This is a genomic window from Larsenimonas suaedae (assembly GCF_023712105.1).
Lineage (GTDB): Bacteria > Pseudomonadota > Gammaproteobacteria > Pseudomonadales > Halomonadaceae > Larsenimonas > Larsenimonas suaedae.
Window position 1 is genome coordinate 213,621 of record NZ_JAMLJI010000004.1, and the last position, 22,143, is coordinate 235,763.

Annotated in this window: 23 protein-coding genes; 15 read left to right on the plus strand and 8 right to left on the minus strand. The window is 62.8% G+C overall.

The annotated features are described in order from the left end of the window. Nucleotides 1-4: 4 nt before the first annotated feature. From NAT49_RS12655 to NAT49_RS12685, 7 genes are all read left to right on the plus strand, one after another. Nucleotides 5-472 (plus strand): hypothetical protein, encoded by a 468-nt coding sequence (locus NAT49_RS12655; protein ID WP_251594765.1) that lies wholly within the window; start codon nucleotides 5-7, stop codon nucleotides 470-472. 138 nt (nucleotides 473-610) lie between these two features. Beyond that, the gene (locus NAT49_RS12660; protein ID WP_285836136.1) at nucleotides 611-1,657 is read left to right on the plus strand and encodes a sulfate ABC transporter substrate-binding protein; all 1,047 of its coding nucleotides are present in this window, start codon (nucleotides 611-613) and stop codon (nucleotides 1,655-1,657) included. A gap of 116 nt (nucleotides 1,658-1,773) precedes the next feature. Continuing rightward, nucleotides 1,774-2,601: a sulfate ABC transporter permease subunit CysT gene (cysT, locus tag NAT49_RS12665; protein ID WP_251594767.1), complete on the plus strand. Its 828-nt coding sequence runs from the start codon at nucleotides 1,774-1,776 to the stop codon at nucleotides 2,599-2,601. A 10-nt stretch (nucleotides 2,602-2,611) separates the two neighbouring features. Beyond that, the gene (gene cysW, locus NAT49_RS12670; RefSeq protein ID WP_251594769.1) at nucleotides 2,612-3,499 is read left to right on the plus strand and encodes a sulfate ABC transporter permease subunit CysW; all 888 of its coding nucleotides are present in this window, start codon (nucleotides 2,612-2,614) and stop codon (nucleotides 3,497-3,499) included. Between the two features lie 39 nt (nucleotides 3,500-3,538). Next, nucleotides 3,539-4,618 (plus strand): sulfate/molybdate ABC transporter ATP-binding protein, encoded by a 1,080-nt coding sequence (locus NAT49_RS12675; RefSeq protein WP_251594770.1) that lies wholly within the window; start codon nucleotides 3,539-3,541, stop codon nucleotides 4,616-4,618. A 103-nt stretch (nucleotides 4,619-4,721) separates the two neighbouring features. Beyond that, nucleotides 4,722-5,654, plus strand: a complete 933-nt coding sequence (locus tag NAT49_RS12680; protein WP_251594772.1) for a LysR substrate-binding domain-containing protein — start codon at nucleotides 4,722-4,724, stop codon at nucleotides 5,652-5,654. 249 nt (nucleotides 5,655-5,903) lie between these two features. Then, nucleotides 5,904-7,010 (plus strand): 5-methyltetrahydropteroyltriglutamate--homocysteine S-methyltransferase, encoded by a 1,107-nt coding sequence (locus tag NAT49_RS12685; RefSeq protein ID WP_251594774.1) that lies wholly within the window; start codon nucleotides 5,904-5,906, stop codon nucleotides 7,008-7,010. A gap of 99 nt (nucleotides 7,011-7,109) precedes the next feature. Here the strand turns inward: NAT49_RS12685 and NAT49_RS12690 are convergent, their stop codons facing one another. Further along, on the minus strand, nucleotides 7,110-7,913 hold the full coding sequence (locus NAT49_RS12690) for a DODA-type extradiol aromatic ring-opening family dioxygenase (RefSeq protein ID WP_251594776.1): 804 nt from the start codon (nucleotides 7,911-7,913) through the stop codon (nucleotides 7,110-7,112). Between the two features lie 31 nt (nucleotides 7,914-7,944). Beyond that, nucleotides 7,945-8,409 carry a DoxX family protein gene (locus tag NAT49_RS12695; RefSeq protein ID WP_251594778.1) on the minus strand — a complete coding sequence of 155 codons (465 nt, stop codon included), beginning with the start codon at nucleotides 8,407-8,409 and terminating at the stop codon, nucleotides 7,945-7,947. A 118-nt stretch (nucleotides 8,410-8,527) separates the two neighbouring features. Here NAT49_RS12695 and NAT49_RS12700 point away from each other — a divergent pair, with 118 nt between their 5' ends. Continuing rightward, nucleotides 8,528-9,424: a LysR family transcriptional regulator gene (locus tag NAT49_RS12700; protein WP_251594780.1), complete on the plus strand. Its 897-nt coding sequence runs from the start codon at nucleotides 8,528-8,530 to the stop codon at nucleotides 9,422-9,424. Between the two features lie 13 nt (nucleotides 9,425-9,437). Here NAT49_RS12700 and NAT49_RS12705 read toward each other — a convergent pair whose 3' ends face one another. The 3 genes from NAT49_RS12705 to NAT49_RS12715 form a co-directional block, all read right to left on the minus strand. After that, complete coding sequence (locus tag NAT49_RS12705) at nucleotides 9,438-10,358, minus strand: mechanosensitive ion channel family protein (RefSeq protein WP_251594782.1); 921 nt, start codon at nucleotides 10,356-10,358, stop codon at nucleotides 9,438-9,440. Nucleotides 10,359-10,460: 102 nt separating this feature from the next. Beyond that, nucleotides 10,461-11,027, minus strand: a complete 567-nt coding sequence (locus tag NAT49_RS12710; protein WP_251594784.1) for an HPP family protein — start codon at nucleotides 11,025-11,027, stop codon at nucleotides 10,461-10,463. A gap of 88 nt (nucleotides 11,028-11,115) precedes the next feature. Further along, a complete protein-coding gene (locus NAT49_RS12715) occupies nucleotides 11,116-11,814 on the minus strand; it encodes a GntR family transcriptional regulator (protein WP_251594786.1) in 699 nt (232 codons plus the stop codon). Nucleotides 11,815-11,962: 148 nt separating this feature from the next. Between NAT49_RS12715 and NAT49_RS12720 the strand changes: the two genes are divergently transcribed. Next, nucleotides 11,963-13,021 carry an aromatic ring-hydroxylating dioxygenase subunit alpha gene (locus tag NAT49_RS12720; RefSeq protein ID WP_251594788.1) on the plus strand — a complete coding sequence of 353 codons (1,059 nt, stop codon included), beginning with the start codon at nucleotides 11,963-11,965 and terminating at the stop codon, nucleotides 13,019-13,021. A 61-nt stretch (nucleotides 13,022-13,082) separates the two neighbouring features. Continuing rightward, complete coding sequence (locus NAT49_RS12725; RefSeq protein WP_251594790.1) at nucleotides 13,083-14,054, plus strand: PDR/VanB family oxidoreductase; 972 nt, start codon at nucleotides 13,083-13,085, stop codon at nucleotides 14,052-14,054. Nucleotides 14,055-14,126: 72 nt separating this feature from the next. Here NAT49_RS12725 and NAT49_RS12730 read toward each other — a convergent pair whose 3' ends face one another. Next, nucleotides 14,127-14,663 (minus strand): YbhB/YbcL family Raf kinase inhibitor-like protein, encoded by a 537-nt coding sequence (locus NAT49_RS12730; protein WP_251594793.1) that lies wholly within the window; start codon nucleotides 14,661-14,663, stop codon nucleotides 14,127-14,129. A 205-nt stretch (nucleotides 14,664-14,868) separates the two neighbouring features. Between NAT49_RS12730 and NAT49_RS12735 the strand changes: the two genes are divergently transcribed. Continuing rightward, on the plus strand, nucleotides 14,869-16,239 hold the full coding sequence (locus tag NAT49_RS12735) for a methyl-accepting chemotaxis protein (protein ID WP_251594794.1): 1,371 nt from the start codon (nucleotides 14,869-14,871) through the stop codon (nucleotides 16,237-16,239). Nucleotides 16,240-16,295: 56 nt separating this feature from the next. Here the strand turns inward: NAT49_RS12735 and NAT49_RS12740 are convergent, their stop codons facing one another. After that, nucleotides 16,296-16,634 carry a tRNA-binding protein gene (locus NAT49_RS12740; RefSeq protein WP_251594797.1) on the minus strand — a complete coding sequence of 113 codons (339 nt, stop codon included), beginning with the start codon at nucleotides 16,632-16,634 and terminating at the stop codon, nucleotides 16,296-16,298. Nucleotides 16,635-16,874: 240 nt separating this feature from the next. Here NAT49_RS12740 and NAT49_RS12745 point away from each other — a divergent pair, with 240 nt between their 5' ends. Further along, nucleotides 16,875-17,885, plus strand: coding sequence for a cation diffusion facilitator family transporter (locus NAT49_RS12745; RefSeq protein WP_251594800.1), 1,011 nt, complete (start codon nucleotides 16,875-16,877; stop codon nucleotides 17,883-17,885). 151 nt (nucleotides 17,886-18,036) lie between these two features. Next, nucleotides 18,037-19,401: an aryl-sulfate sulfotransferase gene (locus NAT49_RS12750; protein ID WP_251594802.1), complete on the plus strand. Its 1,365-nt coding sequence runs from the start codon at nucleotides 18,037-18,039 to the stop codon at nucleotides 19,399-19,401. 13 nt (nucleotides 19,402-19,414) lie between these two features. Here the strand turns inward: NAT49_RS12750 and NAT49_RS12755 are convergent, their stop codons facing one another. Further along, the gene (locus tag NAT49_RS12755; RefSeq protein ID WP_251594804.1) at nucleotides 19,415-20,011 is read right to left on the minus strand and encodes a cell wall hydrolase; all 597 of its coding nucleotides are present in this window, start codon (nucleotides 20,009-20,011) and stop codon (nucleotides 19,415-19,417) included. A 123-nt stretch (nucleotides 20,012-20,134) separates the two neighbouring features. Here NAT49_RS12755 and NAT49_RS12760 point away from each other — a divergent pair, with 123 nt between their 5' ends. Next, the gene (locus NAT49_RS12760) at nucleotides 20,135-20,806 is read left to right on the plus strand and encodes a response regulator transcription factor (RefSeq protein ID WP_251594806.1); all 672 of its coding nucleotides are present in this window, start codon (nucleotides 20,135-20,137) and stop codon (nucleotides 20,804-20,806) included. Then, the gene (locus tag NAT49_RS12765; protein WP_251594808.1) at nucleotides 20,781-22,094 is read left to right on the plus strand and encodes an ATP-binding protein; all 1,314 of its coding nucleotides are present in this window, start codon (nucleotides 20,781-20,783) and stop codon (nucleotides 22,092-22,094) included. Before NAT49_RS12760 ends, NAT49_RS12765 begins: the two co-directional genes overlap by 26 nt. The last annotated feature ends 49 nt before the right edge of the window (nucleotides 22,095-22,143 follow it).

The following is a 22,143-nucleotide window of genomic DNA, read 5'->3' on the forward strand; positions in this document are numbered from 1 at the left end:
CATCATGAAGTATCTGCTTGTCTTTATTGCCGTTATCCTTTGGTGCGCAACGATCTACACCTTTGCCGTGACCAAGCGGCACTGCGCCTATTCCCACGTCTATGGCAAGGATCTGTGTCTGGTTGCCAAGACGCTCGCCGAGCGCGAGCGCGAGGATGACCGGCCGATCCAGTTCGACCCCGATATCCACGTGCGCCATGTGCATGCCCGAGACAGCACGCTCTCGTTCGATGCCCACATGAACGAGACCAAGCAGGACATCATCGCGCGCATCTGGGGCTATCCCGTCCGCCAGGAGAAGGTCGATACCTTTCTTGCCGGGCATCTGAGCTACGGCATTTGCCATTACGCGGCCAATGACTGGCTCAAGACCTTTCTGGCCAACAAGGGCACCGCGGCGTACCACGTGCTTGACCGCAACGGTCAGAGCATCGGCGAGACCACGCTTACGCGCCTTCGCTGCCCGCGCTGAGTGCGGTATGCGGTGTGTGGCGGTGCAGATGCTTTATTCATCCAGGTAATAAGTAATCCGTTTTTTATTCGTTTGTTTGGGGGTGCGGGCGCAGTAGCGTAACGGCATTGCCCCCGCTCAACGAATAAAGGACGCCCCATGCCGCTGCCCCGCCTGACACCCCCTCGCCTTGCCCGCGCTGCCGTGTTTTCGATGCTGGCCGCGCTCGCCGCCTCCGGTCAGGCGCTTGCCCGCGATGTCGAGATTCTGAACGTATCCTACGACCCCACGCGTGAGCTTTACCGCGAGTACAACAACTGGTTCCGCGGCTACTGGAAGCAGAAGACCGGCGATGAGGTGACCGTGCGTCAGTCCCACGGCGGCGCCGGGTCTCAGGCCCGGGCCGTGCTCGATGGCCTTCAGGCCGACGTGGTGACGTTGGCGCTGGCCTATGACATCGATCAATTCCACACCCGCGCCGATCTGATTCCCGCGAACTGGCAGTCGCGCCTGCCGAACAACAGCGCCCCGTACACCTCGACCATCGTTCTGCTGGTGCGCAAGGGCAATCCGAAGCACATCACGGACTGGAACGACCTGACCCGCGACGACGTCGAGGTGATCACCCCCAACCCGAAGACCTCCGGCGGCGCGCGCTGGAACTATCTGGCGGCCTGGGGCTACGCGCTGGAGCGCTTCAACGGCGATTCGGACAAGGCCTACGCGTTCGTGCGTGACCTCTACGCCAACGTGCCGGTACTGGATTCCGGCGCGCGGGGGGCAACCAACACCTTCGTACAGCGCGGCATCGGTGATGTGCTGCTGGCGTGGGAAAACGAGGCCCTGCTGGCCACCCATGAACTCGGCAAGGGCCAGTTCGAGATCGTGGTGCCCTCGACAAGCATTACCGCCGAGCCGCCGGTGACCGTCATCGACAAGAACGTCGACGCCCATGACACGCGCGCCGTATCGACGGCCTACCTCGAAGCGCTTTATTCCGACCCCGCCCAGCGCCTGGCCGGCAAGCACTACTACCGCCCCGCCAACCCCGAGATCGCCAGGGAATTCGAAGGCCAGTTCCCGGACGTCAAGCGCTTCACCGTCGATGACGTGTTCGGCGGCTGGACCCGCGCCCAGACCACCCACTTCAGCGATGGCGGGCGGTTCGACGCCATGCTCGAAGAGATCGGCGCCAGAACGCACTGAGCCAGAACGTACTGAGCCAGAAAGTACTGAGCCAGAACGCACCGGGCCTCGCCTCTGCGGCGCCCGAGCGCCGCGCTCGACCCCTTTGTTTAAACGCTTTCTAGAGGAGGCGGTGTATGACGAGCGTGAACCGCACGCGCAGCGTGATACCGGGCTTTGGCCTGACGATGGGCCTGTCGCTTTTTTATCTTGGGTTGATCTTTGTGATCCCGGTGGCGGGGCTTTTGATCTACACCGCCACCATGGGCTGGCCGGCGTTCTGGGCGGCCATCAGCCACCCGCAGGTGATGGCGTCGTACAAATTATCGTTTACCGCCTCGCTGATCGGCGCGAGCGTCAATCTGGTGTTCGGGGGCCTGGTGGCCTGGGTGCTGGTGCGTTACCGCTTTCCGGGCAAACGGCTGATCGATGCGCTGGTGGATCTGCCGTTTGCACTGCCGACCGCCGTGGCGGGCATCTCGCTGGTGACGCTGTACGCCTCGACCGGCTGGGTGGGGCAGTATCTGACGCTGTTTGGCGTCAAGGTCGCCTATACCCAGCTGGGCGTGGTCGTGGCCCTGACCTACATCGGGCTGCCGTTCGTGGTGCGCACCGTGCAGCCGGTGCTCGAGGATCTCGAGGCCGAGCTTGAAGAGGCGTCTGCAAGTCTTGGCGCGAGCCGGTTCACCACCGTGCGTCGGGTCATCCTGCCGGCGCTGTTGCCGGCGGCGCTGACCGGCTTTGCATTGGCGTTCGCCCGCGCCCTCGGCGAGTACGGCTCGGTGGTGTTCATCTCCGGGAACCTGCCGTACCGCACGGAAATTACCCCGCTTCTGATCGTTGGCAAGATCGAGCAGTTCGATTACCACGGCGCCGCCGCGATCGGCACCGTAATGCTGGTGGCGGCCTTTCTCGTGCTGCTTTTGATCAATGGCCTGCAGTGGTGGGCCGCCAAACGTCGTTGAGGAGTCGTCCATGAGTTCATCCATCACGGCTGTGCCGGCTGAGGCCGTGCGTTCTGCGCGCTGGCGCCGCGCGACCGAGGAGCCGGTCTGGCTTAAGCGCTCGCTGATCGGGCTGGCGCTTGCCTTTCTGGGGCTGTTTCTGGTGCTGCCGCTATTGGTGGTGCTGTACAGCGCGTTCAGCCAGGGGCTTCACGCCTGGGCAATGGCGGTTACCGAACCCGACGCGCTGGCGGCGATCCGACTGACGCTTTTGGTGGTCGCGATCGCAGTGCCGGCCAACCTGGTCTTCGGGGTGGCGACCGCGTGGGCGGTGGCCAAGTTCGAGTTTCGCGGCAAGTCGGTGTTGATCTCCATCATCGACATGCCGTTTGCGATCTCGCCGGTGGTGGTCGGGCTGATCTTCGTGGTGATGTTCGGCTCTCAGGGCTGGCTTGGCCCCTGGCTTTCCGCCCATGACCTGAAGGTGCTCTACGCGGTGCCGGGCATCGTGATCGTGGTCGTGTTCGGCACGCTGCCGTTCATCGCCCGTGAGTTGATTCCGCTGATGCAGCAGCAGGGCAAGGAGGAGGAGGAGGCCTCGCTGACCCTTGGGGCCAGCGGCTGGAAAACGTTCTGGTACGTGACGCTTCCCAACATCAAGTGGGGGCTCATTTACGGCGTGATTCTCTGTAACGCCCGCGCCATGGGCGAGTTTGGGGCCGTGGCGGTGGTGTCCGGGCGCATCCGGGGGGAAACCAACACGCTGCCGCTGCACATCGAGGTGCTTTACAACGAATACCAGTTTACCGCCGCGTTTGCCGTGTCCTCGCTTCTGACCGGGCTTGCGCTGATTACCATCGTCATCAAGAGCCTGGTGGAGTGGCATGACGAGCGCCGTGCGCGCCGCGCCGCCCACTGAGCCAGGTGACGTTCGCCCCTTTTACGCTTCGAGGCCGCCATGAGTATCGAGATCGACCACGTCAATAAACGCTTTGGTGACTTCACCGCCATCGACAACGTAAGCCTTACGTTCAATGACGGTGAGCTGACCGCGCTGCTCGGCCCGTCCGGCTCGGGCAAGACTACACTGCTTCGGGTGATCGCCGGGCTCGAGCAGCCCGATAACGGCCGCATCCGCTTTCATGGCGAGGACGCCACCGACCTCCACGTGAGCAAACGAAGCGTCGGGTTCGTCTTCCAGCACTATGCGCTGTTCAAGCACATGAGCGTGTTCGAAAACGTGGCCTACGGCCTTCGGGTCAAGCCGCGCGGCCAGCGTCCCGACAAGGCAGTCATCCGGGACAAGGTGATGACGCTCCTGTCACTGGTGCAGCTTGACTGGACCGCTCACCGCTACCCGCATCAGCTCTCAGGCGGGCAGCGTCAGCGCATTGCGCTTGCCCGGGCGCTGGCGGTGGAGCCGAAGGTGCTGCTGCTCGATGAGCCGTTCGGGGCGCTGGATGCGAAGGTGCGCGCCGAGCTTCGTCGCTGGCTCAGACGCCTGCACGACGACATCCACGTCACCAGCGTGTTCGTCACTCACGATCAGGAAGAGGCGCTTGAAGTCTCCGATCGGGTGGTGGTGATGAACCAGGGCCGGGTCGAGCAGGACGGCGCGCCCGAGCGGATCTACGATTACCCGGCCAATCCGTTCGTGTATCGCTTCCTGGGTAACGTCAATCTGTTTCACGCCCGAATACACAACGGCGTGGCGCGCATCGGTGATGTGGCGCTCGAGGCGCCGGAATTTGCAGGCTACCGCGATGCACCGGGTGAGGCCTATGTGCGCCCCCACGACATCGAGGTCTTTGCCGACCGGCATCACAGCGGCGCGCTTCATGCCCGCATCGAACTGGTCTCTCGCGTCGGCCCGACGGTCCGGCTTGAGCTTCGCACCGATGAAAGCGCGCACGTGGTGCACGCCGAGCTTTCCAGGCACCGGTTTCAAGAGCTTGGGCTGGTGCAGGGCGGCGAGGCGTGGATTCGGCCCGCTCACAGCCGGGTCTTTCTACCGGACACCGAGCTTGCCGCGGGCTAGCCGATGAAACGCGCATAACGTTAGCAGCACATTGACGTTCAGGCGGAAAGTCCACGCTGATATATTCAAACCGTTTTTAATAATGTTAAGTCATGAGGTGGGCGTGAACCTTCAGCAGCTTCGACTCGTGCGGGAAGTGGTGCGGCGCCGGTTCAATCTGACCGAGGCCGCGAACGCGCTGTTTACCTCCCAGTCCGGGGCCAGCAAGCACATTCGCGACCTCGAAGACGAGCTCGGGGTTGAGCTGTTCGAGCGGCGCGGCAAGCGCCTGCTCGGGCTGACGCCGGTGGGCGCGACGCTTACCGAGACCATCGAGCGCATCCTGCTCGACAGTGAAAACCTGAAGCGCCTCGCCCAGCAGTGGGTGCACGACGACCAGGGCCGGCTTCGCATCGCGACCACCCACACCCAGGCCCGCTATATCCTGCCGGCCATCATCGCCCGCTTCCGGCAGGATTTCCCGCGGGTGCATCTGGAGCTTCAACAGTGCGACCCGGGTGAGGTGGTCTCGCTTTTGCGGGCCGGCAAGGTCGACATCGGCATGGCCACCGAGGCGCTTAGTGAGGCGCACCATGAGCTTGCGACCTTTCCCTTCCATCATTGGCAGCATGGCGTAGTCGTGCCGGACGGCCACCCCCTGTGCGAGGTGCCGGCCGCGACGCTTGGTCTTGCCGATATCGCTCGTTACCCGATCGTCACCTACCACGAGGGCTTTACCGGGCGCTCGTGCATCGATCAGGCCTTCGCCGCGGCCGGTGTGGTGCCGGAGGTGGCGATGTCGGCGCTGGACGCCGACGTGATCAAGACCTACGTCGAGCTGCGGCTGGGCATCGGCATTCTGGCCTCGATTGCCTTCGACCCGGCGCGCGATGCAGGGCTTGTCATGCTCGATACCCCCGACTTCTTCGAGCGCAATACCACCCTCATCGCGGTGCGCCGTGGCCATCTGCTGCGCAACTTCGCCTACCGGTTTCTGGAATGCTGCGCCCCGGAGCTTGATCGCGCGACCCTCAGTGCGGCGGTCGCCCCCGTATAAGTCCGATGCCGTGCGACACGGGCGATGACGCTATATCGACAGCGCGTATCGACGGCTCGTATCGATAATCCGCATCAATGACTCGTATCGATGACGGTTCTGGTCTTGCATGAATTTCGTTCATGATCGTCTTGAAAAGAGACCAATGGCACGCCGTGGCTATCGCCTTCATGATTAGCGCCCTCACTAAATCACTGGCGGTGTCCATGACCTGGCGTCGATGGGTGCTGTACGTAAAAGGACGGGATCATGTCTCACCAAGTGCCGTTTCGCGCCGACATCGTCGGCAGTTTCCTTCGCCCGGCCGCGCTCAAGCAGGCGCGCACCCAGTTCCAGAACGGCGAGATCGGGCGCGCCGAGCTCAAGGCGGTGGAAGACCGTGAAATCAAGCACGTGGTCGAGCAGCAGGAAGCACTGGGGCTCAAGGTCGTCACCGACGGTGAATTCCGCCGAGCCTGGTGGCACTTCGATTTTCTCGAACACCTGAACGGCGTGACCGGGTATCAGGGCGAGCAGGGCATTCAGTTTCAGGGCGTTCAGACCTCGGCCAAGCAGGTGCGCATCGACGGCAAGGTCGGTTTTAATCCCGAGCACCCGATGCTCGAGCACTTTCGCTACCTCGATAGCGTCTCGACCGTCACACCCAAGATGACGATTCCAAGCCCGAGCGTGCTGCACTTTCGAAACGCCGGCACCATCGACCAAAGCGTCTACCCCTCGCGCGAGGCGTTCTTCACGGACCTTGCCGACACCTACCGCGACGCCGTGCAGGCGTTCTACCGCGCGGGGTGTCGCTATCTCCAGCTCGACGACACCGTCTGGGCCTATCTCTGCTCCGACAAGGAGCTGGCGGCGGCCGCGGCGCGCGGGCTCGACACCGCCCACCTTCAATCGATCTACGCCGATGTGATCAACCATGCGCTGGCCGACAAGCCCGACGATCTGCACGTCAGCCTGCACGTGTGCCGCGGCAACTTCCGCTCGACCTGGATCAGCGAAGGCGGCTATGAGCCGGTGGCCGAGACGCTCTTCGGCAAGGTCGGGGTCGATGCCTGGTTTCTGGAGTACGACAGCGACCGCGCCGGCAGCTTCGACCCGCTGCGGTTTGTTCCGGAAGGCCATCAGCAGGCGGTGCTCGGGTTGATTACCACCAAGGTCGGCGCGCTCGAGGACGAAGGCGCCGTGCGGGCACGCCTCGAGGAGGCGACCCGGTTCGTTGCCAAGGATCAGCTCTGCCTGAGCCCGCAGTGCGGGTTCGCCTCGACCGAGGAGGGCAATGATCTGGCCGAACAGGCTCAGTGGGACAAGCTCAGATTGACGCTCGACATTGCCAGGCGGTTCTGGGGGCAGGTGTAAGCGCGACGTTCCTGCATAAAAAAACCGGCGGCCTCTCTTCAAGGGCCGCCGGTTTTTTTGTGCGCGGCTGAGGCGCAAGGCGCCTTACGAGCGCGCGACTCAGGCGCTGTGACGAAGCACTGCCGCACCCTGCCGACGTGTGAAGAGATAAGCGTCCATGGCCAGCGCCTGTTCCGAGATCACCGGATTGACGCGGGTTGGCGCGGCCGCGTCGGCGGCGCCGAGCGCGACGAACAGCGGCAGCAGATGCTCCTCGCTTGGGTGGGCACGCCGGGCGCCTGGAGCGAGGTCGCGGTAGTTCATCAGCTCGGCGTCCTGACGGGTTTCGAGGCGTGAGCTGACCCACTGCTGGAACGCCTCGACGTAGACCGCGATGGACGGCGCTTTATTGCCTGCGTCGGTGAGGTTGTGGGTGATGCTGCCTGATGCGATCAGGAGCGTGTCGTCATCCAGTGCCTCACAAAGATGCTGGCCGAGCGTGTAGTGCCACTCGGCGCTGGCCCGAGCGTTGATCGACAGCCCAACGACCGGAATGTCGGCGTCCGGGTAAAGATGTCGAAGCGGGGCCCACATGCCGTGATCCAGCCCGCGTCGGTGATCGACCTGCGCCTCGACCCCGCCGGCGTTCAGGCACTCGGCCACGTCATTGGCAAGCTGCGGGTCGCCCGGTGCCGGGTAGCGAATCCGGTACAGGGACGCCGGAAAACCGTAGAAATCGTGAATCGTCTCCGGGGACGCGCTTCCGGTCAGGCGAACCTGGGTGGTCGACCAGTGGGCCGAGGCCACCACGATGCGCTTTGGACGGGGCAGGGACTGGGCCAGCGCCTGCCAGGCGCGGGCGCTCTTGCTTTGATCGATCGCCTCGAGCGGCGAGCCGTGGGAAATGAACAGTGCGTGTGCCATGGATCTACCTCCTGTCTGTGATATCACGCGCTCAGTTGCGACCGATGAGCCGGGAAAGCGTCAGCTTGCCGCCATCGAGAAGGCTCAGGGCAAGCGCCGTCACTGCCAGGAAGACCGGGTATTCCCAGCCGCCGTCGGGGGCGGTGAACATCCAGCCGTTGCCCAGGTGCGGGATGCTTGCACCGACCAGCTCGGCGGCGAGAATGAGCGCGACCCAGCGCACGCGAACGCCCAGAATCAGGAGCACGCCACCGACCAGCTCGAGCCCGGTAATGGGCCAGGCAACCCAGGCTGGCAGCCCGATGGACTCAAAGAACTGACCGGTGCCCGCCAGTGTCCAGACCAGCACCTTGGTCAAACCGTGCGCGATGAACATGACGCCAAGCGCCAGACGCAGCAGCAGCGAGGCGACGTCGTGGCCAGCGATGGCCGAGGTCGATGGGGCGGAAGAGGTGAAAGAGGCGGAAGAGACAGAAGCGGCGGAAGACGTTGACATGAGCGGGCTCCACAATCGTTGAACACAAAATGCGTTGGAATGCGTGCAGTTTGATTGCTTCCTTGAACGGGATAAACATGCTAATCAAAGAGACATTGTGTTCGATCTGGAAACAATCATGGATACCGTGACCGCTCTGAAGGTCTTTTCCGAGGTGGCGCATCAAGGGGCGTTCACCGCCGCCGCCGAACGTTTATCAATGTCGCGCTCCTCGGTCAGCAAGCACATCGCCTTTCTTGAACAGCGCTTCGGCGCGCGATTACTCAATCGCACCACGCGGCGGCTCAGCCTGACCGAGGCCGGCCGGGAGGTGCTTGCGCGCACCGAGATCATCCTGCGGGAGTTTTCAGGGCTCGAGGGGGCGCTTCACGAGGACCAGGCTTCGCTCAGCGGGCGGCTGCGCATCAGTGCGCCCCACGCGTTCGGCACGCGCTATCTCGGCCCGATTCTGGCCGAATACCGCACGCGCTACCCGGCGGTGAGCCTTGAGCTGGTGCTGGGCGACCGGCAGGTGGATCTGGTGGAGGAGGGTTTTGACATGGCGCTTCGCATCGGCACGTTGAACGACTCCACGCTGGTGGCGCGCCGCATCGGCGACGTGCGCGTTCTGCTGTGTGCCTCTCCGGCGTATCTGGCCCGACACGGCACGCCCGAACACCCCTGGGCGCTTTCCCGCCATCAGGGGCTTCACTACCGCTACGCTCGCCACGGCCAGCGCTGGCATTTCATGCGCGATGGCAACCATTACAATGGCACGCCCCAGCCTGGTGTCACCGCCAACAGCGGCGAGGTGCTTCGGGACATGGCGATTGCCGGGCTTGGGCTGACGCTTCAACCGGACTTTCTGATGAATGAGGCGCTTGCCGATGGGCGATTGGTGCAGGTGATGCCGGAGTACGAACACGCCGTGCTCGGGCTCTACTGCGTGTATACCCACCGCGATCAAATGACGCCCCGACTTCGAAGCCTGATCGAGCATCTGCGCCAGTGGTTCGACACCCACGGCGTTGCGTGAACGGTAGCGCCCGTTACCGCTCGGGGGCCTTCGGTGGCGCGCCGTCGCGTGCCTCGGGCGTCGATGAGTCCGTGGATGTCGATGAGTCCTTGAGCGTCAACGGCTCCTTGAATGTCAGCGTTCGGTAGGGGAAGGGGATCTCGATGCCAGCGGTATCCAGTGCGCGCTTGATGGCGGTGACGACCTTGTCCCGGCTCTGGTGCATGTCGATCGGCTGCGAGGCGGCCCACCACCGGACGGTGAAGTCGAGCGAGGAGGCGTTGAATTCACGCGCGTAAACCTCGACCCCGCGCTGATGCTCGATCTCCTCGACGTGCGACAGCGCCTCGAGGATCACGCGCCGGGCGGTGTCGATGTCCTCGCTGTAGGCCACGCCGACGACCAGATCGAACCGTCGAATGGGCAGGTCCGTCAGGACGTGCACCGGGTTCTTGAACAGGAAACTGTTCGGCACCAGCACGAGCTGGCCGTCGGTCTTTCGAAGGTAGGTCTCTCGCACCGTGATCTTTTCAACGCGCCCGCGCACCTGCTCGCATTCGACGAAATCGTTGATGCGCATCGGGCGGCGCAGCATGATGAGCACGCCCGCGAAGAAGTTCTCGAAGATGTCCTTGAAGGCGAGCCCCACCGCGACCGACCCGAGCCCCAGCACGGTCAGAAGCTTGCCTGGTGTCAGGCTTGGAAAGATCACCGTCGCGGCGATCAGAACGCCGATGACCCACACCGTCACCCGCATCAGGCTGACCAGAAGCTCGGTCAGCGCCGGGCGGATCGACGAGCGCGCAAGCGAGGTTCGGATCACATAGCCTGAAAACGCCGCAACGCCCCAGCTCAGAAGCAGACAGAGCGCGGCGACAACCAGCAATGGCATGACCTCGACAAACCCCAGCCACATGCTCTGCGCTCTTTGATACAGCGGCTCGATAAACGTCATGCGTGGTCTCCGTGAGTCAGGCCGGTCTAGTGACTATAAACCGAGCCGGGCGCCTTTGCCGGGCACATGCCGACTCACGGAGCTGAAAGGAGGGGCGCGAGCCTAAAGCCAGTGCACCGGGTAGCGGCGATGGCGGGCGAGGTTATTGATCACGATCGCGATCAAGAGCATCAATACACAGCCCGTACCGACCGGGAAGAACGCATACCCCCAGCCGAGCTGGTGCAGCTCGTCCGAGCCGATCACGGCGATCAGCGCCGTGGCACCGCCGGGCGGATGCAGCGAGTGGGTCAGCTGCATGATCAGAATCGCGGTCGAGACCGCCACTGCCGCAGCGATCCAGTTATCACCAAGAAACTGCCAGGCGATGACGCCACAGAGCGCCGACAATATGTTGCCGAGCAGGACGTTGCGGGGCTGGGCGAGCGGGCTTTCAGGCGCTGCGTAGAGCAGCACCGAGGTTGCGCCGAACGAGCCGACCATCAAAAGCGCATGGGCCTCGATCGATTGGGCGCTGATCCAGCCCACGCCTGCGATGCCTAAAAAGGCGCCGACCCAGGACCATAGCGCGTCGCCGATGCTCGGGGGTGGGCGATTCGCCGGCTCGCCTTTCATTTTGCCGATGTACTGCTTGACCATGACCTGAGACCCTGCACCAAAAAGAGGCATATCCTGCCAAACGCCGCCAGGCGACTGAAATAAGCATTGCCTATGAGGCGTGGCTAATAACGAGGCGGGACCGATGACCGAGCCGGCATTACTCGGGGGTAACCTCGGGTTTTGGATCCAGTTCCAGCAGTTCGTCGTAGCGAATACCGATGTAGGCATGTTCGCGCATTAGAAGCTCTACCCGGGCGCCTTCGCCGTGGGCAAGCGCCTGCACGATGCTCTGGTGTTGCACCTGGGCGACGCAGAGCTTGCGGTACTCTCGGCCAAGACGTTCGGTGTCGATGATCAGCGAGTCGGCGGAGGCAAACGGCAGGTGGTCGTTTCGCTGAATGGCGTCCTGAATGACCTGGCTGCCGGTCGCGCCGAGAATGGTGGCGTGAAATCGGGAGTTGAGTTCGCTCCAGCGTGTGACGTCCTCGGCGGTCAGATGGCCCTTGGCGAGCACGGCGTGACCCTCGTCGAGACAGGCGTTCAGGCGCTCCTTCGTGGCGGTCGAGAGCCCCTGTTCCGCCAGACGCCGCGCCGCCAGTCCCTCGAGCACGCCCCGCACCTCGAGGGCACACAGCACATCGGCGTCGGTGAACGCGCGCACCCGAAAGCCCCGCTTGCCGGCCCGTTCCAATAATCCTTCCTGTTCCAGCGTTCGAAATGCCAGTCGCACCGGGGTGCGCGAGACGCCGAGGTCGTTGGCGACCTGAAGCTCGGCAATGCGCTCACCGGCGGGATACACCCCCTCGCTGATCGATTTTCTGAGGCGTGCCACCACGCTCATCGTGCCTGAACTCACTGTTTTTTCCTTTGTGCGTGCGGGGTTAGCGGGTTTTGCCAAAATTGGATCCAACTAAAGCATATCTTGTCCAATAAAGGCGTTGGTGCCTTTATTATGGGATCCATAACAAGAAAAAACCCCTGACCCGTGAAATGAGGAGTACATCATGTTTCCAAAGAATACGTGGTATGTCGCCTGCACACCCGATGAAATCGATGGCAAGCCGCTGGGCCGCACGGTCTGCAACGAAAAGATCGTGTTCTTTCGCGCCGAGGAAGGCAAGGTCGCGGCCGTTGAGGATTTTTGCCCTCACCGGGGAGCGCCGCTGTCGCTTGGGTTTGTGCGCGATGGCCAGCTGGTGTGTGGGTATCACGGCCTCGAAATGAGCTGCTCCGGCAAGTGCTCGAGCATGCCGGGGCAGCGCGTGCGCGGCTTTCCAAGCATTCGCGCCTACCCGGTGGAAGAGCGCCACGGCTTTATCTGGGTCTGGACCGGTGACGCCGAGCAGGCCGATCCGGCGCTTATTCCCGAGCTTCACTGGGCCAACGACCCGGCCTGGGCCTACGGCGGCGGTCTGTATCACGTCGGCTGCGATTACCGGCTGATGGTCGATAACCTGATGGATCTGACTCACGAAACCTACGTGCATGCCTCGAGCATCGGCCAGCCCGAAATCGAGGAGTCTGCGCCGGAGACCAAGGTCGACGGCGATGAGGTCATCACCAGCCGGTACATGGAAAACATCTCGGCGCCGCCGTTCTGGCAGGCCGCGCTCAGGGGCAACAATCTCCCGGACGATCAACCGGTGGACCGCTGGCAGGTCTGTCGCTTCACACCGCCAAGCCACGTGTTGATCGATGTGGGCGTGGCGCTTGCCGGCAAGGGTGGGATCGACGCGCCGGCCGAGTTCAAGGCCTCGAGCACGGTGGTCGATTTCATCACCCCCGAGACCGATACCTCGATCTGGTATTTCTGGGGAATGGCGCGCAACTTCAATCCCGAGGATCAGGAACTGACCGACCGCATTCGCGAAGGGCAGGGCACGATTTTCGCCGAAGACCTCGAGATCCTCGAAGCCCAGCAACAAAACCTTCTCAAATACCCTGACCGCAAGCTTTTGATGCTCAATATCGATGGCGGCGGCGTGCAGGCGCGCCGCGTGATTGACCGCATCCTCAAGGAGGAGCAGTCGGCGTCCCCATCCACCTCGGCCAAGGCCGGGTGAGTTCATGCAGGCGGGGCGGGCGCGGCGACATGCGCGCGTCCGCCCGCAGGAGGGAAGCATCATGAGTACCAATGACACGCTGTCGCTGTTCGTGAGGGTGGTTTCCCGGCGCGAGGAAGCCGAGGGCATCGCAAGCTTCGAGCTGGCCGACCCGCATGAGCGGGCACTGCCGGCCTTCAGCGCCGGTGCCCACATCGATGTGCGCATCAATGACGAGATCATTCGCCAGTATTCGCTCTGCGGCCACTCGGCAAAAAACGACCGCTACCGCATCGCCGTGCTGCGCGAGGCCGAGTCCCGCGGTGGGTCGGCGGGCATGCACGACAGTATCCACGAGGGCGATCTTCTACAGATCAGCGCGCCGAAAAATCATTTCCCGCTCGAACCCGCCCGTCGGGTGGTGCTGTTTGCCGGCGGCATCGGCATCACGCCGCTTTTGTGCATGGCCGAGCATCTGGCCAATACCGACACCGATTTCGAGCTGCACTACTGCGCCCGTTCGCGTGCGCGCATGGCGTTTCTCGATGACATCGCCGCCTCGCCCTTCGCCGACCGGCTGAGCACCTACTGCGATGACGATCCGGAGGCCGGCACGCTGGACGTGGCGGCCTCGGTGGGGGAGCCCGAGCCGGACACGCATGTGTATGTCTGTGGCCCGGCCGGCTTTATCGATCACGTACTCACGACCTGCAAGGACGCCGGCTGGCCCACGGAGCAGCTGCACACCGAGTATTTTTCAGGCGTACAGGTCGACAGCGCCGATAACGACAGCTTCGAGGTCAAGCTCGCAAGCAGTGGCGCCACTTTTACCATTCCTGCCGACAAGACCGTGCATCAGGTGCTTGCAGAAAATGGCATCGAGATCATGGTGTCCTGCGAGGAAGGGGTCTGTGGCACCTGCCTGACCCGGGTGCTGGAAGGCGAGCCGGATCATCGTGATCTGTATCTGGAAGAGCACGAGCGCGCGGCCAACGATCAGTTCACGCCGTGTTGCTCACGGGCCAAGAGCAAGTGTTTGGTGCTCGACCTTTAGCCTGAGGCTTGGTCCTGTACAGCGGAGGGCATGAGCACGCCGGCCCGAGCGATATCGGGCCGGCGTCAGGTTTCAGGCGTCAGGGAGGCCGAAATAGCCGGTAAGCGTTGCCCGAGCGATCACGTTGGCGCCGAGCGCGAAGGTGGCCAACGCAGGCGTTGCGTCGTTTGGAATGTCGAGCGCCTTGACGTCGAGGGCGTGCACCACAAACACGTAGCGATGCGGGTCGTCGCCCGGGGGCGGCGCTGCACCGCCGAAACCGCGGTAGCTGTAGTCGTTATTGAGCGTGAATCCGGATGAGAGTGCGCCCTCGGCGCCGGCATTGGCCTCAAGTGAGGTCACGCTTGGCGGCAGGTTGATGATGGTCCAGTGCCAGAAGCCGCTCATGTTCGGCGCGTCCGGGTCGAAACAGCTCAGCACGAAGCTTTTGGTGTCCTCCGGAAACCCGGACCAGCTCAGCGCCGGGGACATGTTTTCACCGCCAAGCCCAAAGCCTGAAAACTTGTGGCGATCGGTCAGTTGGCCGCCTTCCTCAAACTCCGGGCTTGTCAGCGTAAACGCGGGAACCTCGGGCAGTGACGCCAGCGGGTCAACGTCGTAGTTGGCCATCGTCTCTCCTTGTAATCAGCCATGCCATTGAAATACGTCTCTCTAAACGTAGTGCCTTACGGTGTTCTGATGCCAGTCAAGCGGCCATGGCGCCAATACCATAAGTCAACCTGAAATTAATAAAAAATAATAAATGAACACCTCCTCAGGCCGTTGAACACCAAAGGGCGCGACCGCTTGATGGTGATCCAAAAGGAGGCCTTCCGTGATTCAGTTGAAATACCCGCGGCATCTAAAACGCCTGGTCGAGGCGATTCGCCGGTCGATGGCGGTAATCGAGTTCGATGAACAGGGCACGATCCTTAGGGCCAACGACATGTTTCTCTCGACCATGGGGTTTACCCGGGAGGTGCTGGTCGGCAAGCATCACAGCATGCTGTGCCCGCGGGCCTTCGCTGAAAGTGAGGAGTATCACGCGCTCTGGACCAAACTCAGGGCAGGCGAGTTCGTCAATGGTCGCTGCAAGCGGGTGACCTATTCAGGTGATCCGATCTGGCTGGAGGCGTCCTACAACCCGATCCGTGACCGACATGGCCGGGTCACTCGCGTCGTCAAGTTCGCCACCGACATCAGTGCGCAGGTGAAAAAGGATGAGGAGATCGGCCACCTGATGACGGCGATCAACCGCTCGATGGCCGTCATCGAGTTCACGCCGGAAGGCCGGATTCTCAACGCCAACCAGAATTTTCTCGAAACCGTCGGCTATCGGTTCGAGGACATCGAGGGTCAGCATCATCGGATATTCTGCGAACCCCGCTACGCCGCGTCGAGCGAGTACAAGCGGTTCTGGGCCCGCCTCAACGCCGGTGAGTTCATGTCGGACCAGTTCCGACGCATCGACAGCCGCGGTAACGAACTGTGGCTTGAGGCCACGTACAATCCTGTATTCGACGATGATGGGAACCTTTACAAGGTCATCAAGTTCGCCACCGACATCACCTCCCGCGTGCTCAGGGAAACCCAGGGCATCCAGATGGCCTTTGAAGTCTCGGAAAATACCAATACCAACGCCGACCGGGGCAGCAGCATCATCGAAAATACCATCAATGAGATTCAGCAGATTTCCGTTCAGATCGATCAGACCTCCAGCGTGCTCGATACGCTTAACCAGCGGGTGATGGAGGTGAGCGGGATCATCGATACGATTCATTCGATCGCCGAGCAGACCACCCTGCTTTCACTGAACGCCGCGATCGAAGCGGCGCGGGCGGGCGAGCATGGCCGGGGGTTCTCGGTGGTTGCCCATGAAGTGCGGCAACTCGCTCAGCGAAGCTCGGAGGCCACCGAAAGCATCACCGCCACGGTAGGCAATCTGCAGGCGCTGACCCAGAGCGCGAACACCAGCATGGCGTCCTGCCTTGGGCGAGTCGAAACGGGGATGCGGCTGGCCGGCGAGGCGGGCGAGGCCATCATGGAGATCAGCAGCGGCACGCATGAGGTGGTGTCGGCCATTCGCCACATGGCCTCGACCGACGCGGAAGAGCTGATCGACGAGCCCTCGACGTCATCGGCATCAAACGCCGAGGCGCCCAGCCGCCATGAGTCACCTGCCGGGCAAGCGTTAATGGCGCACTAAAACATCGCGCCTGTCGGCAACTATTTCCGGGTAACTGTTCCGCGGCAATCCGAACGTCAAAGCAAACGAGTGCCATTGGGCACAGGGCTGTCCGGTACGGCCAGGGCGACGTGGCCGTCTTCGTTGTGAAAGCCTGTCACCAGGCACTGGGACTTGATGGGGCCGATCTGCTTGTCCGGGAAGTTCAAAACCGCCATCACCTGCCGGCCGATCAGGGTGTCCGGCGTATAGAGGTCGGTAATCTGGGCGCTCGACTTCCTGATGCCGATGTCATCCCCAAAATCGACATGCAGGATATAGGCGGGTTTTCGAGCCGCCTCGAACACCTCGGCATGAACGATGGTGCCCGCGCGCAGGTCGATCTGCATGAAGTCGTCGATACCAATCTCTGCCACGTCATCACTCCTGGTTGAACTCATGAATAGTCATCATGAGAGTATCCTGATGCATGGACGCTGTGAACGGCGCGTTTGCATGCGCGGTGCTTGTCGTTCGGGTCCATCGCGACGCGGGTGAGGCGTAGGCGGGTGAGCGAGACGTGACGTACCGAGCTCACGTGCTTGAGCGATACAGGCTCGCTGACCGGCGCGGATGCGTTACGCTTTGGGTTCAATCGATACACAACGAGAGGCAGCATGTCGGATCACCATCACGACGGCCACAGCCACAGCCACGGACACGACCATAGCCACGGGCACGACCACAGCCACGGGCACGGACACGACCATCACGCGCATGGGCTGGGCGGCCACCACCATCATGGCAGCGGCAAGGTCCTTGTCATCTCGCTGGTCTTCACGCTTGCCTTCGCGGTGGTCGAGGCCATCGGCGGGGTGCTGGCCGACTCACTGGCGCTTTTATCCGATGCAGGTCACATGGTCACGGATTCGCTGTCGCTTGGCGTGGGGGCCATCGCGTCCTGGATCGCGCAGCGCCCGGCCTCGCGCAAGCACTCCTATGGATTACAACGCGCCGAGATCATCGGGGCGCTGTTCAATGTCGTGTTCATGTACGTGGTGGTGCTGGCGATCGTGATCAGTGCCATCGAGCGCCTTTTCTCCCCCCGGGACGTCGGTGGACTGACCGTCATGGGCATCGCGTTCATTGGCCTTTTAATCAACCTTGCGGTCGGGGCGATCCTGCTGCGCGGTGAACAGAACATGAACGTGCGCGGGGCGCTGCTGCACGTGCTGGGGGATTTGCTCGGCTCGGTCGCGGCCATCGCGGCAGGCGTGGTGATCTGGCTGACGGGCTGGATGCCGATCGACCCGATTCTCTCGCTTCTGGTCAGCGGCCTGATTGCGGTCTCGGCCACACGCCTTTTTCGGGATGTGCTTCGAGTCCTCATGGAAGGCGTGCCGCGCGGGATGGACACCCAGGACGTGCACACGGCGCTGGTCGAGGTCGAGGGCGTGCATGGCGTTCACGACCTTCACATCTGGTCGATCTCCTCAAGCGATATCGCGCTGTCGGCTCATCTGGCGGTAGAGCGTCTGGAGCACTGGCCCACGGTGCTGCCGGCGGTGCGGCAGGTGCTGTCGACACGGTTTGGCATTGACCACATCACGCTTCAACCCGAAATTGCATCGGCCAACGACGGCTGTGGTCAAACCGACCACTGCGGCGTACCGGCGCCGAACGGCTGAGGAAAATGCGTGATCCCCTGTACTTTTTTGTTCGTGTTTTGTGCATTGGCTCAACGTTTCACGGGGTTGCAGGTCTATGGACTGACATTGTGCGGGGAGGGCCTCGCGCCTGTGTAATAACTCGCACCTGCGTAATCAAGGAGTGCACTGCATGTTACAGGGACACGTTCGTAACGCCTGGCTTGGTCTTGGCGGCGTAACCGCGCTGATCGTTGGTGGGGCTCAGGCGTTTGCCATGCCCTCGGTATTTCCGACCGGGGTTACCCTGCATGACCCAGAGGCCGCCTACCAGGGCTATGTGCTGTTTCCGGGGGGCGACCAGAACACGCATCTGATCGACATGGACGGCAACGAGGTACATCGCTGGGCGTATCGCTCCTTTCCGCCGGTGCCGTTGACGCCTGAACAGGCCGGCGGCGAGCGCGGCCGACTTCTGGTTCAGTCCGGGCGGGTCGACACGCCCAAGGGGCCTTCCGGGCCTGGTAACGGGTTGACCAATGCCTCGATCGCGGAGGTGGACTGGTCCGGCGCCAGGCACTGGACATGGGGCACCCAGAACGCTCCGGCCGCGCAGCATCACGACATGAGCCGGCTGCCCAACGGCAATACGCTGCTTCTGAGCGCGAAGGCGCGCCACCTGCCGGGCTTTGCTGCCCCTGAGGTGGTCGACAATGACATTGTCGAGGTGCGCCCCGATGGCTCGGTCGCCTGGCGCTGGAAAGCGTCCGAGCATCTTGATCAGATGGGCTTTTCAAGGGCGGCGCTGTCGCGAATCAAGGCCTCTGACGACCCGGACTTTCTGCACCTCAATACCGTGACCCCGCTCGGGCCGAATCAGTGGTTCGACGACGGTGACGCTCGGTTTGCACCGGATAATCTGATGGTCAACGCTCGCAACGCCAATGTGGCCTTCATCGTCGATCGGAAAACGGGCGACATCGTCTGGCGGCTCGGGCCGGACTTCGAACAAACGCGCGCAAGCACCAGCCGCACGCTGCCAAGGCCGGTCGATCAATTGATCGGCGCCCACGACGTGCACCTGATTCCAAAAGGCCTGCCCGGTGCGGGGAATCTGTTGATCTTTGACAACCAGGGCAACGCAGGTTTTCCACCGGCCGATCAGAGCATCTTCTCGTTTTCTCGCGTGCTCGAGGTCAATCCCCGCACCAAGGAGATCGTCTGGCTCTACACGGCCGATCAATCCGGGCGCGAGGCCTGGAGCTTCTACAGTGCATTTATAAGCAGTGCACAGCGCCTGCCCAACGGCAATACGCTGATCGATGAGGGTCAGGACGGGCGGCTCTTTCAGGTCACGCCGAAGGGACGGATTGTCTGGGAATACGTCAGCCCCTTCTTCGGCAAGAGCGAGCCGGGCAATACCTACGTCACCAACGGTGTCTATCGGGCAGAGCTTCTCGACTATGACTGGGCACCGAAAGGGACGCCGCATGCCTCCCACGCGGTCACGCCGCAGTGCACGCCCAAGCAGCAGGTGCTGGATTGCACCCGGCCTTGAGCCGGGTGGTCATTCATTTCTCGGGTCGATAGAACTCGAATGAGCCGGTTTCGGCGGTCTTGGTGAAGAGATCCGCCCAGTAGGGGGAGACGCGCTTGTCGTGGAAATAGAGCGCGCCCCGGGTGGGGTCGCCCAGCTCGCCGTTGAGCGCCTGGCGCGCAATCTCGCGGGCCTCGATGTATTCCCCGAGTTCACGGGCCTGATCCGGTCGGCCGTCGCACCACCAGGAAAACTGGCAGCGACCGGTCTCTGAGCCTTGTGTAACCACGCCGCAGATGGTGTCCGGGAAAGCCTGATCGCTCAGCCGGTTCATTACCACGCTTGCAACGCCTGCCATGTTTTTACGATCGGTGCCCTTGGCTTCCCAGTAGACCGATCGGGCGAGGCAGCTGACGGGGTCTTCGAGTGGGGCATCGCCCTTGGGGTCGATGGCGGCGGCGCCGGCCTTGGTGAGCGTCACCGGGGCGGATCTGGAATGTGCGGCGCGCTGCTCGAGGACCTTGGCCTTGTCGAGGGCCTTTTCGGCCAGAGCGGATTGGGCGACGGCCCAGGCGGGCACGGTTTGAATCAACATCACAAGCGCCATCAGAGCGCTGGCAGCCTTGATCATCAATGACGTCCTTGAAAAGCGATGCCGCTATAGTACGGGCAATCGGGGTGACTGAAAACGTCGGTCAGCTGTTCTTCAGTCTGAGCAGTCACACTGTCAGCCATCAATGCGGGCGGAAAAACCATGAAGATATTGCTGGTGGAAGACGATGAGCTCCTGGCCGAAAGCCTGGCCGAACGGCTGGGTGAGGAAGGCTACAGCGTCGATCTGGCCAGTGACTGTCAAAGCGCCGACGCGCTGGCAGACACCGAGCAGTACGCTGCCGTGCTGCTCGATCTGGGGCTGCCGGATGGGTCGGGGCTTTCAATGCTCAAACGCTGGCGAGCGGCCGATGGACGGGTGCCGGTGCTGGCGCTTACCGCCCGCGACAGCTGGGAAGACAAGGTTAAGGGGCTTCAGGGCGGCGCCGACGATTACGTGACCAAGCCCTTTCACGAGCCGGAACTGCTGGCACGCCTTCAGGCGCTGATTCGGCGCGCCAGCGGCCAGGCAAGCGCCAGACTGGTGGTGGCCGACCTCGAGCTCGATGAGGCGCTCAAGCGGCTTCGTGTGGCAGGCGGTGACTGGCAGACATTGACCGCGACCGAGTACCGGCTGTTGCGCTTTCTGATGCATTACCCCGACCGCGTGCATTCCAAGACGCAGCTGCTCGACCAGCTCTACGCCCTGGATCAGGACGTCTCGAGCCCCAACATGATCGAGGTCTACGTCGCGCGGCTTAGAGGCCGGGTCGGACGCGCCCGGATCGAGACGCGTCGAGGAGTCGGGTATGTCCTTCATTCGAATCTCGCGTAGCCTGCGCCTTCGCTTGATGCTCAGTCTGTCGCTGGTGGCGGTGGTCATCATGGGGCTGACCTGGGTACTCCATGGCATGTTGTTGCAGAGTACGGCCCGTGAGTTTCTGGCCGGGCGCCTCGCTCAGGAAGCCCAGCACCTGTTGGCCGAGGCGGAACGCGGCGCTCGCCCTGTCGACCGTTCTGGCGGCACGGCCGGGCCTGGGCTTGATGCCTTTCACCATGTTTATCTGGTGCGCCGCGGTGAGCAGGTGGTTGCCTCGACGCCCGCAGCGCGTACACCGCTTGCGCCCTATCTGGACGGGCCGGCGCGTCAGACCATCGATCTGACGTGGCAGGGGCGCCACCTGCTGGCCTGGCGCGAGCGCGGCGAGGTCGACGGTCAGCCGGTCACGGTGCTGGTGGCGGAGGACTTCGCTCAGGTCGAGCACGGCCTTGCCCGGCTTCACCGCTGGGTTGGCGTGATCGCGGTGCTGGTGTCGGTGGTGCTTCTGGGGCTGAGTCTTCTGGCCGTGCAGCGCTCGCTGCGCCCGTTGGATGCGCTCGCCCGTCAGCTGGCGGCGCTGCGACGCGGAGAGCGGGAGGCCCTGTCGCTCAAGACCGTCTCCGAGCTTGACGGGGTCGTCGGCCAGCTCAACGAGTTCGTCGAGGAGCAGCGCTATCGTCAGGCGCGTTCCAGAGAGCTTCTGGCCAATCTGTCTCATGGTCTCAAGACGCCGCTGGCGGCCATCATTCAGGCGCTTCAGAGCAGCAAACCGCTGAGCGATACGCGCCGCAGCCAGATCCTTCACCGCCTGCACGCCATCGATGAGCAGCTCACCAATGAGCTCAAGCGCTCGCGAATCGCGGGTCAGGCCACCGGTCAGCGGCGCCTTTGTACGGAAGACCTCGAGGCCATGCAGGCGCTGCTTGCAACGCTTTACCCCGCCATTGAGCTTCGCTTCGAGCCGGAAATAAGTGCGCTGACCCACCTGCCGCTGGAGCGGCAGGACGCCATGGAGCTTCTGGGTATCGTGCTCGACAACGCCGCAAAGTGGGCGCGCACGCGGGTCGTTGTCTCAAGTGACCGCCCCGAGTGCGTGATCATCGATGATGACGGCCCGGGCGTGCCCGCGTATCAACGAGCGCTGCTCGGCACACGCGGCACACGTCTTGATGAGCAGCGCCCGGGCCACGGCCTCGGGCTTTCGATCCTGCGTCAGATGGTCGAGCGCTATCGCGGCGAGGTGCGCTTCGACGCCTCACCGCTTGGGGGGCTTCGAGTCACGCTGCACCTATTGTTGGAGTGAATAGTGTTGGAGTAAGCCACTCAGGGTGCTGTCAGCTTGACCGGGTAAC

Excerpts from the sequence above, each read along its gene's own strand:
- NAT49_RS12685 (WP_251594774.1), top strand. The coding sequence starts at position 5,904 with ATGTCTCACCAAGTGCCGTTTCGCGCCGACATCGTCGGCAGTTTCCTT.
- cysT (WP_251594767.1), top strand. The coding sequence starts at position 1,774 with ATGACGAGCGTGAACCGCACGCGCAGCGTGATACCGGGCTTTGGCCTG.
- NAT49_RS12695 (WP_251594778.1), bottom strand. The coding sequence starts at position 8,409 with ATGTCAACGTCTTCCGCCGCTTCTGTCTCTTCCGCCTCTTTCACCTCT.
- NAT49_RS12730 (WP_251594793.1), bottom strand. The coding sequence starts at position 14,663 with ATGGCCAACTACGACGTTGACCCGCTGGCGTCACTGCCCGAGGTTCCC.
- NAT49_RS12755 (WP_251594804.1), bottom strand. The coding sequence starts at position 20,011 with ATGATCAAGGCTGCCAGCGCTCTGATGGCGCTTGTGATGTTGATTCAA.
- NAT49_RS12710 (WP_251594784.1), bottom strand. The coding sequence starts at position 11,027 with ATGCCTCTTTTTGGTGCAGGGTCTCAGGTCATGGTCAAGCAGTACATC.
- NAT49_RS12750 (WP_251594802.1), top strand. The coding sequence starts at position 18,037 with ATGTTACAGGGACACGTTCGTAACGCCTGGCTTGGTCTTGGCGGCGTA.
- NAT49_RS12705 (WP_251594782.1), bottom strand. The coding sequence starts at position 10,358 with ATGACGTTTATCGAGCCGCTGTATCAAAGAGCGCAGAGCATGTGGCTG.
- NAT49_RS12690 (WP_251594776.1), bottom strand. The coding sequence starts at position 7,913 with ATGGCACACGCACTGTTCATTTCCCACGGCTCGCCGCTCGAGGCGATC.
- NAT49_RS12660 (WP_285836136.1), top strand. The coding sequence starts at position 611 with ATGCCGCTGCCCCGCCTGACACCCCCTCGCCTTGCCCGCGCTGCCGTG.
- NAT49_RS12700 (WP_251594780.1), top strand. The coding sequence starts at position 8,528 with ATGGATACCGTGACCGCTCTGAAGGTCTTTTCCGAGGTGGCGCATCAA.
- NAT49_RS12720 (WP_251594788.1), top strand. The coding sequence starts at position 11,963 with ATGTTTCCAAAGAATACGTGGTATGTCGCCTGCACACCCGATGAAATC.
- NAT49_RS12725 (WP_251594790.1), top strand. The coding sequence starts at position 13,083 with ATGAGTACCAATGACACGCTGTCGCTGTTCGTGAGGGTGGTTTCCCGG.
- NAT49_RS12760 (WP_251594806.1), top strand. The coding sequence starts at position 20,135 with ATGAAGATATTGCTGGTGGAAGACGATGAGCTCCTGGCCGAAAGCCTG.
- NAT49_RS12675 (WP_251594770.1), top strand. The coding sequence starts at position 3,539 with ATGAGTATCGAGATCGACCACGTCAATAAACGCTTTGGTGACTTCACC.
- NAT49_RS12745 (WP_251594800.1), top strand. The coding sequence starts at position 16,875 with ATGTCGGATCACCATCACGACGGCCACAGCCACAGCCACGGACACGAC.
- NAT49_RS12765 (WP_251594808.1), top strand. The coding sequence starts at position 20,781 with ATGTCCTTCATTCGAATCTCGCGTAGCCTGCGCCTTCGCTTGATGCTC.
- cysW (WP_251594769.1), top strand. The coding sequence starts at position 2,612 with ATGAGTTCATCCATCACGGCTGTGCCGGCTGAGGCCGTGCGTTCTGCG.
- NAT49_RS12655 (WP_251594765.1), top strand. The coding sequence starts at position 5 with ATGAAGTATCTGCTTGTCTTTATTGCCGTTATCCTTTGGTGCGCAACG.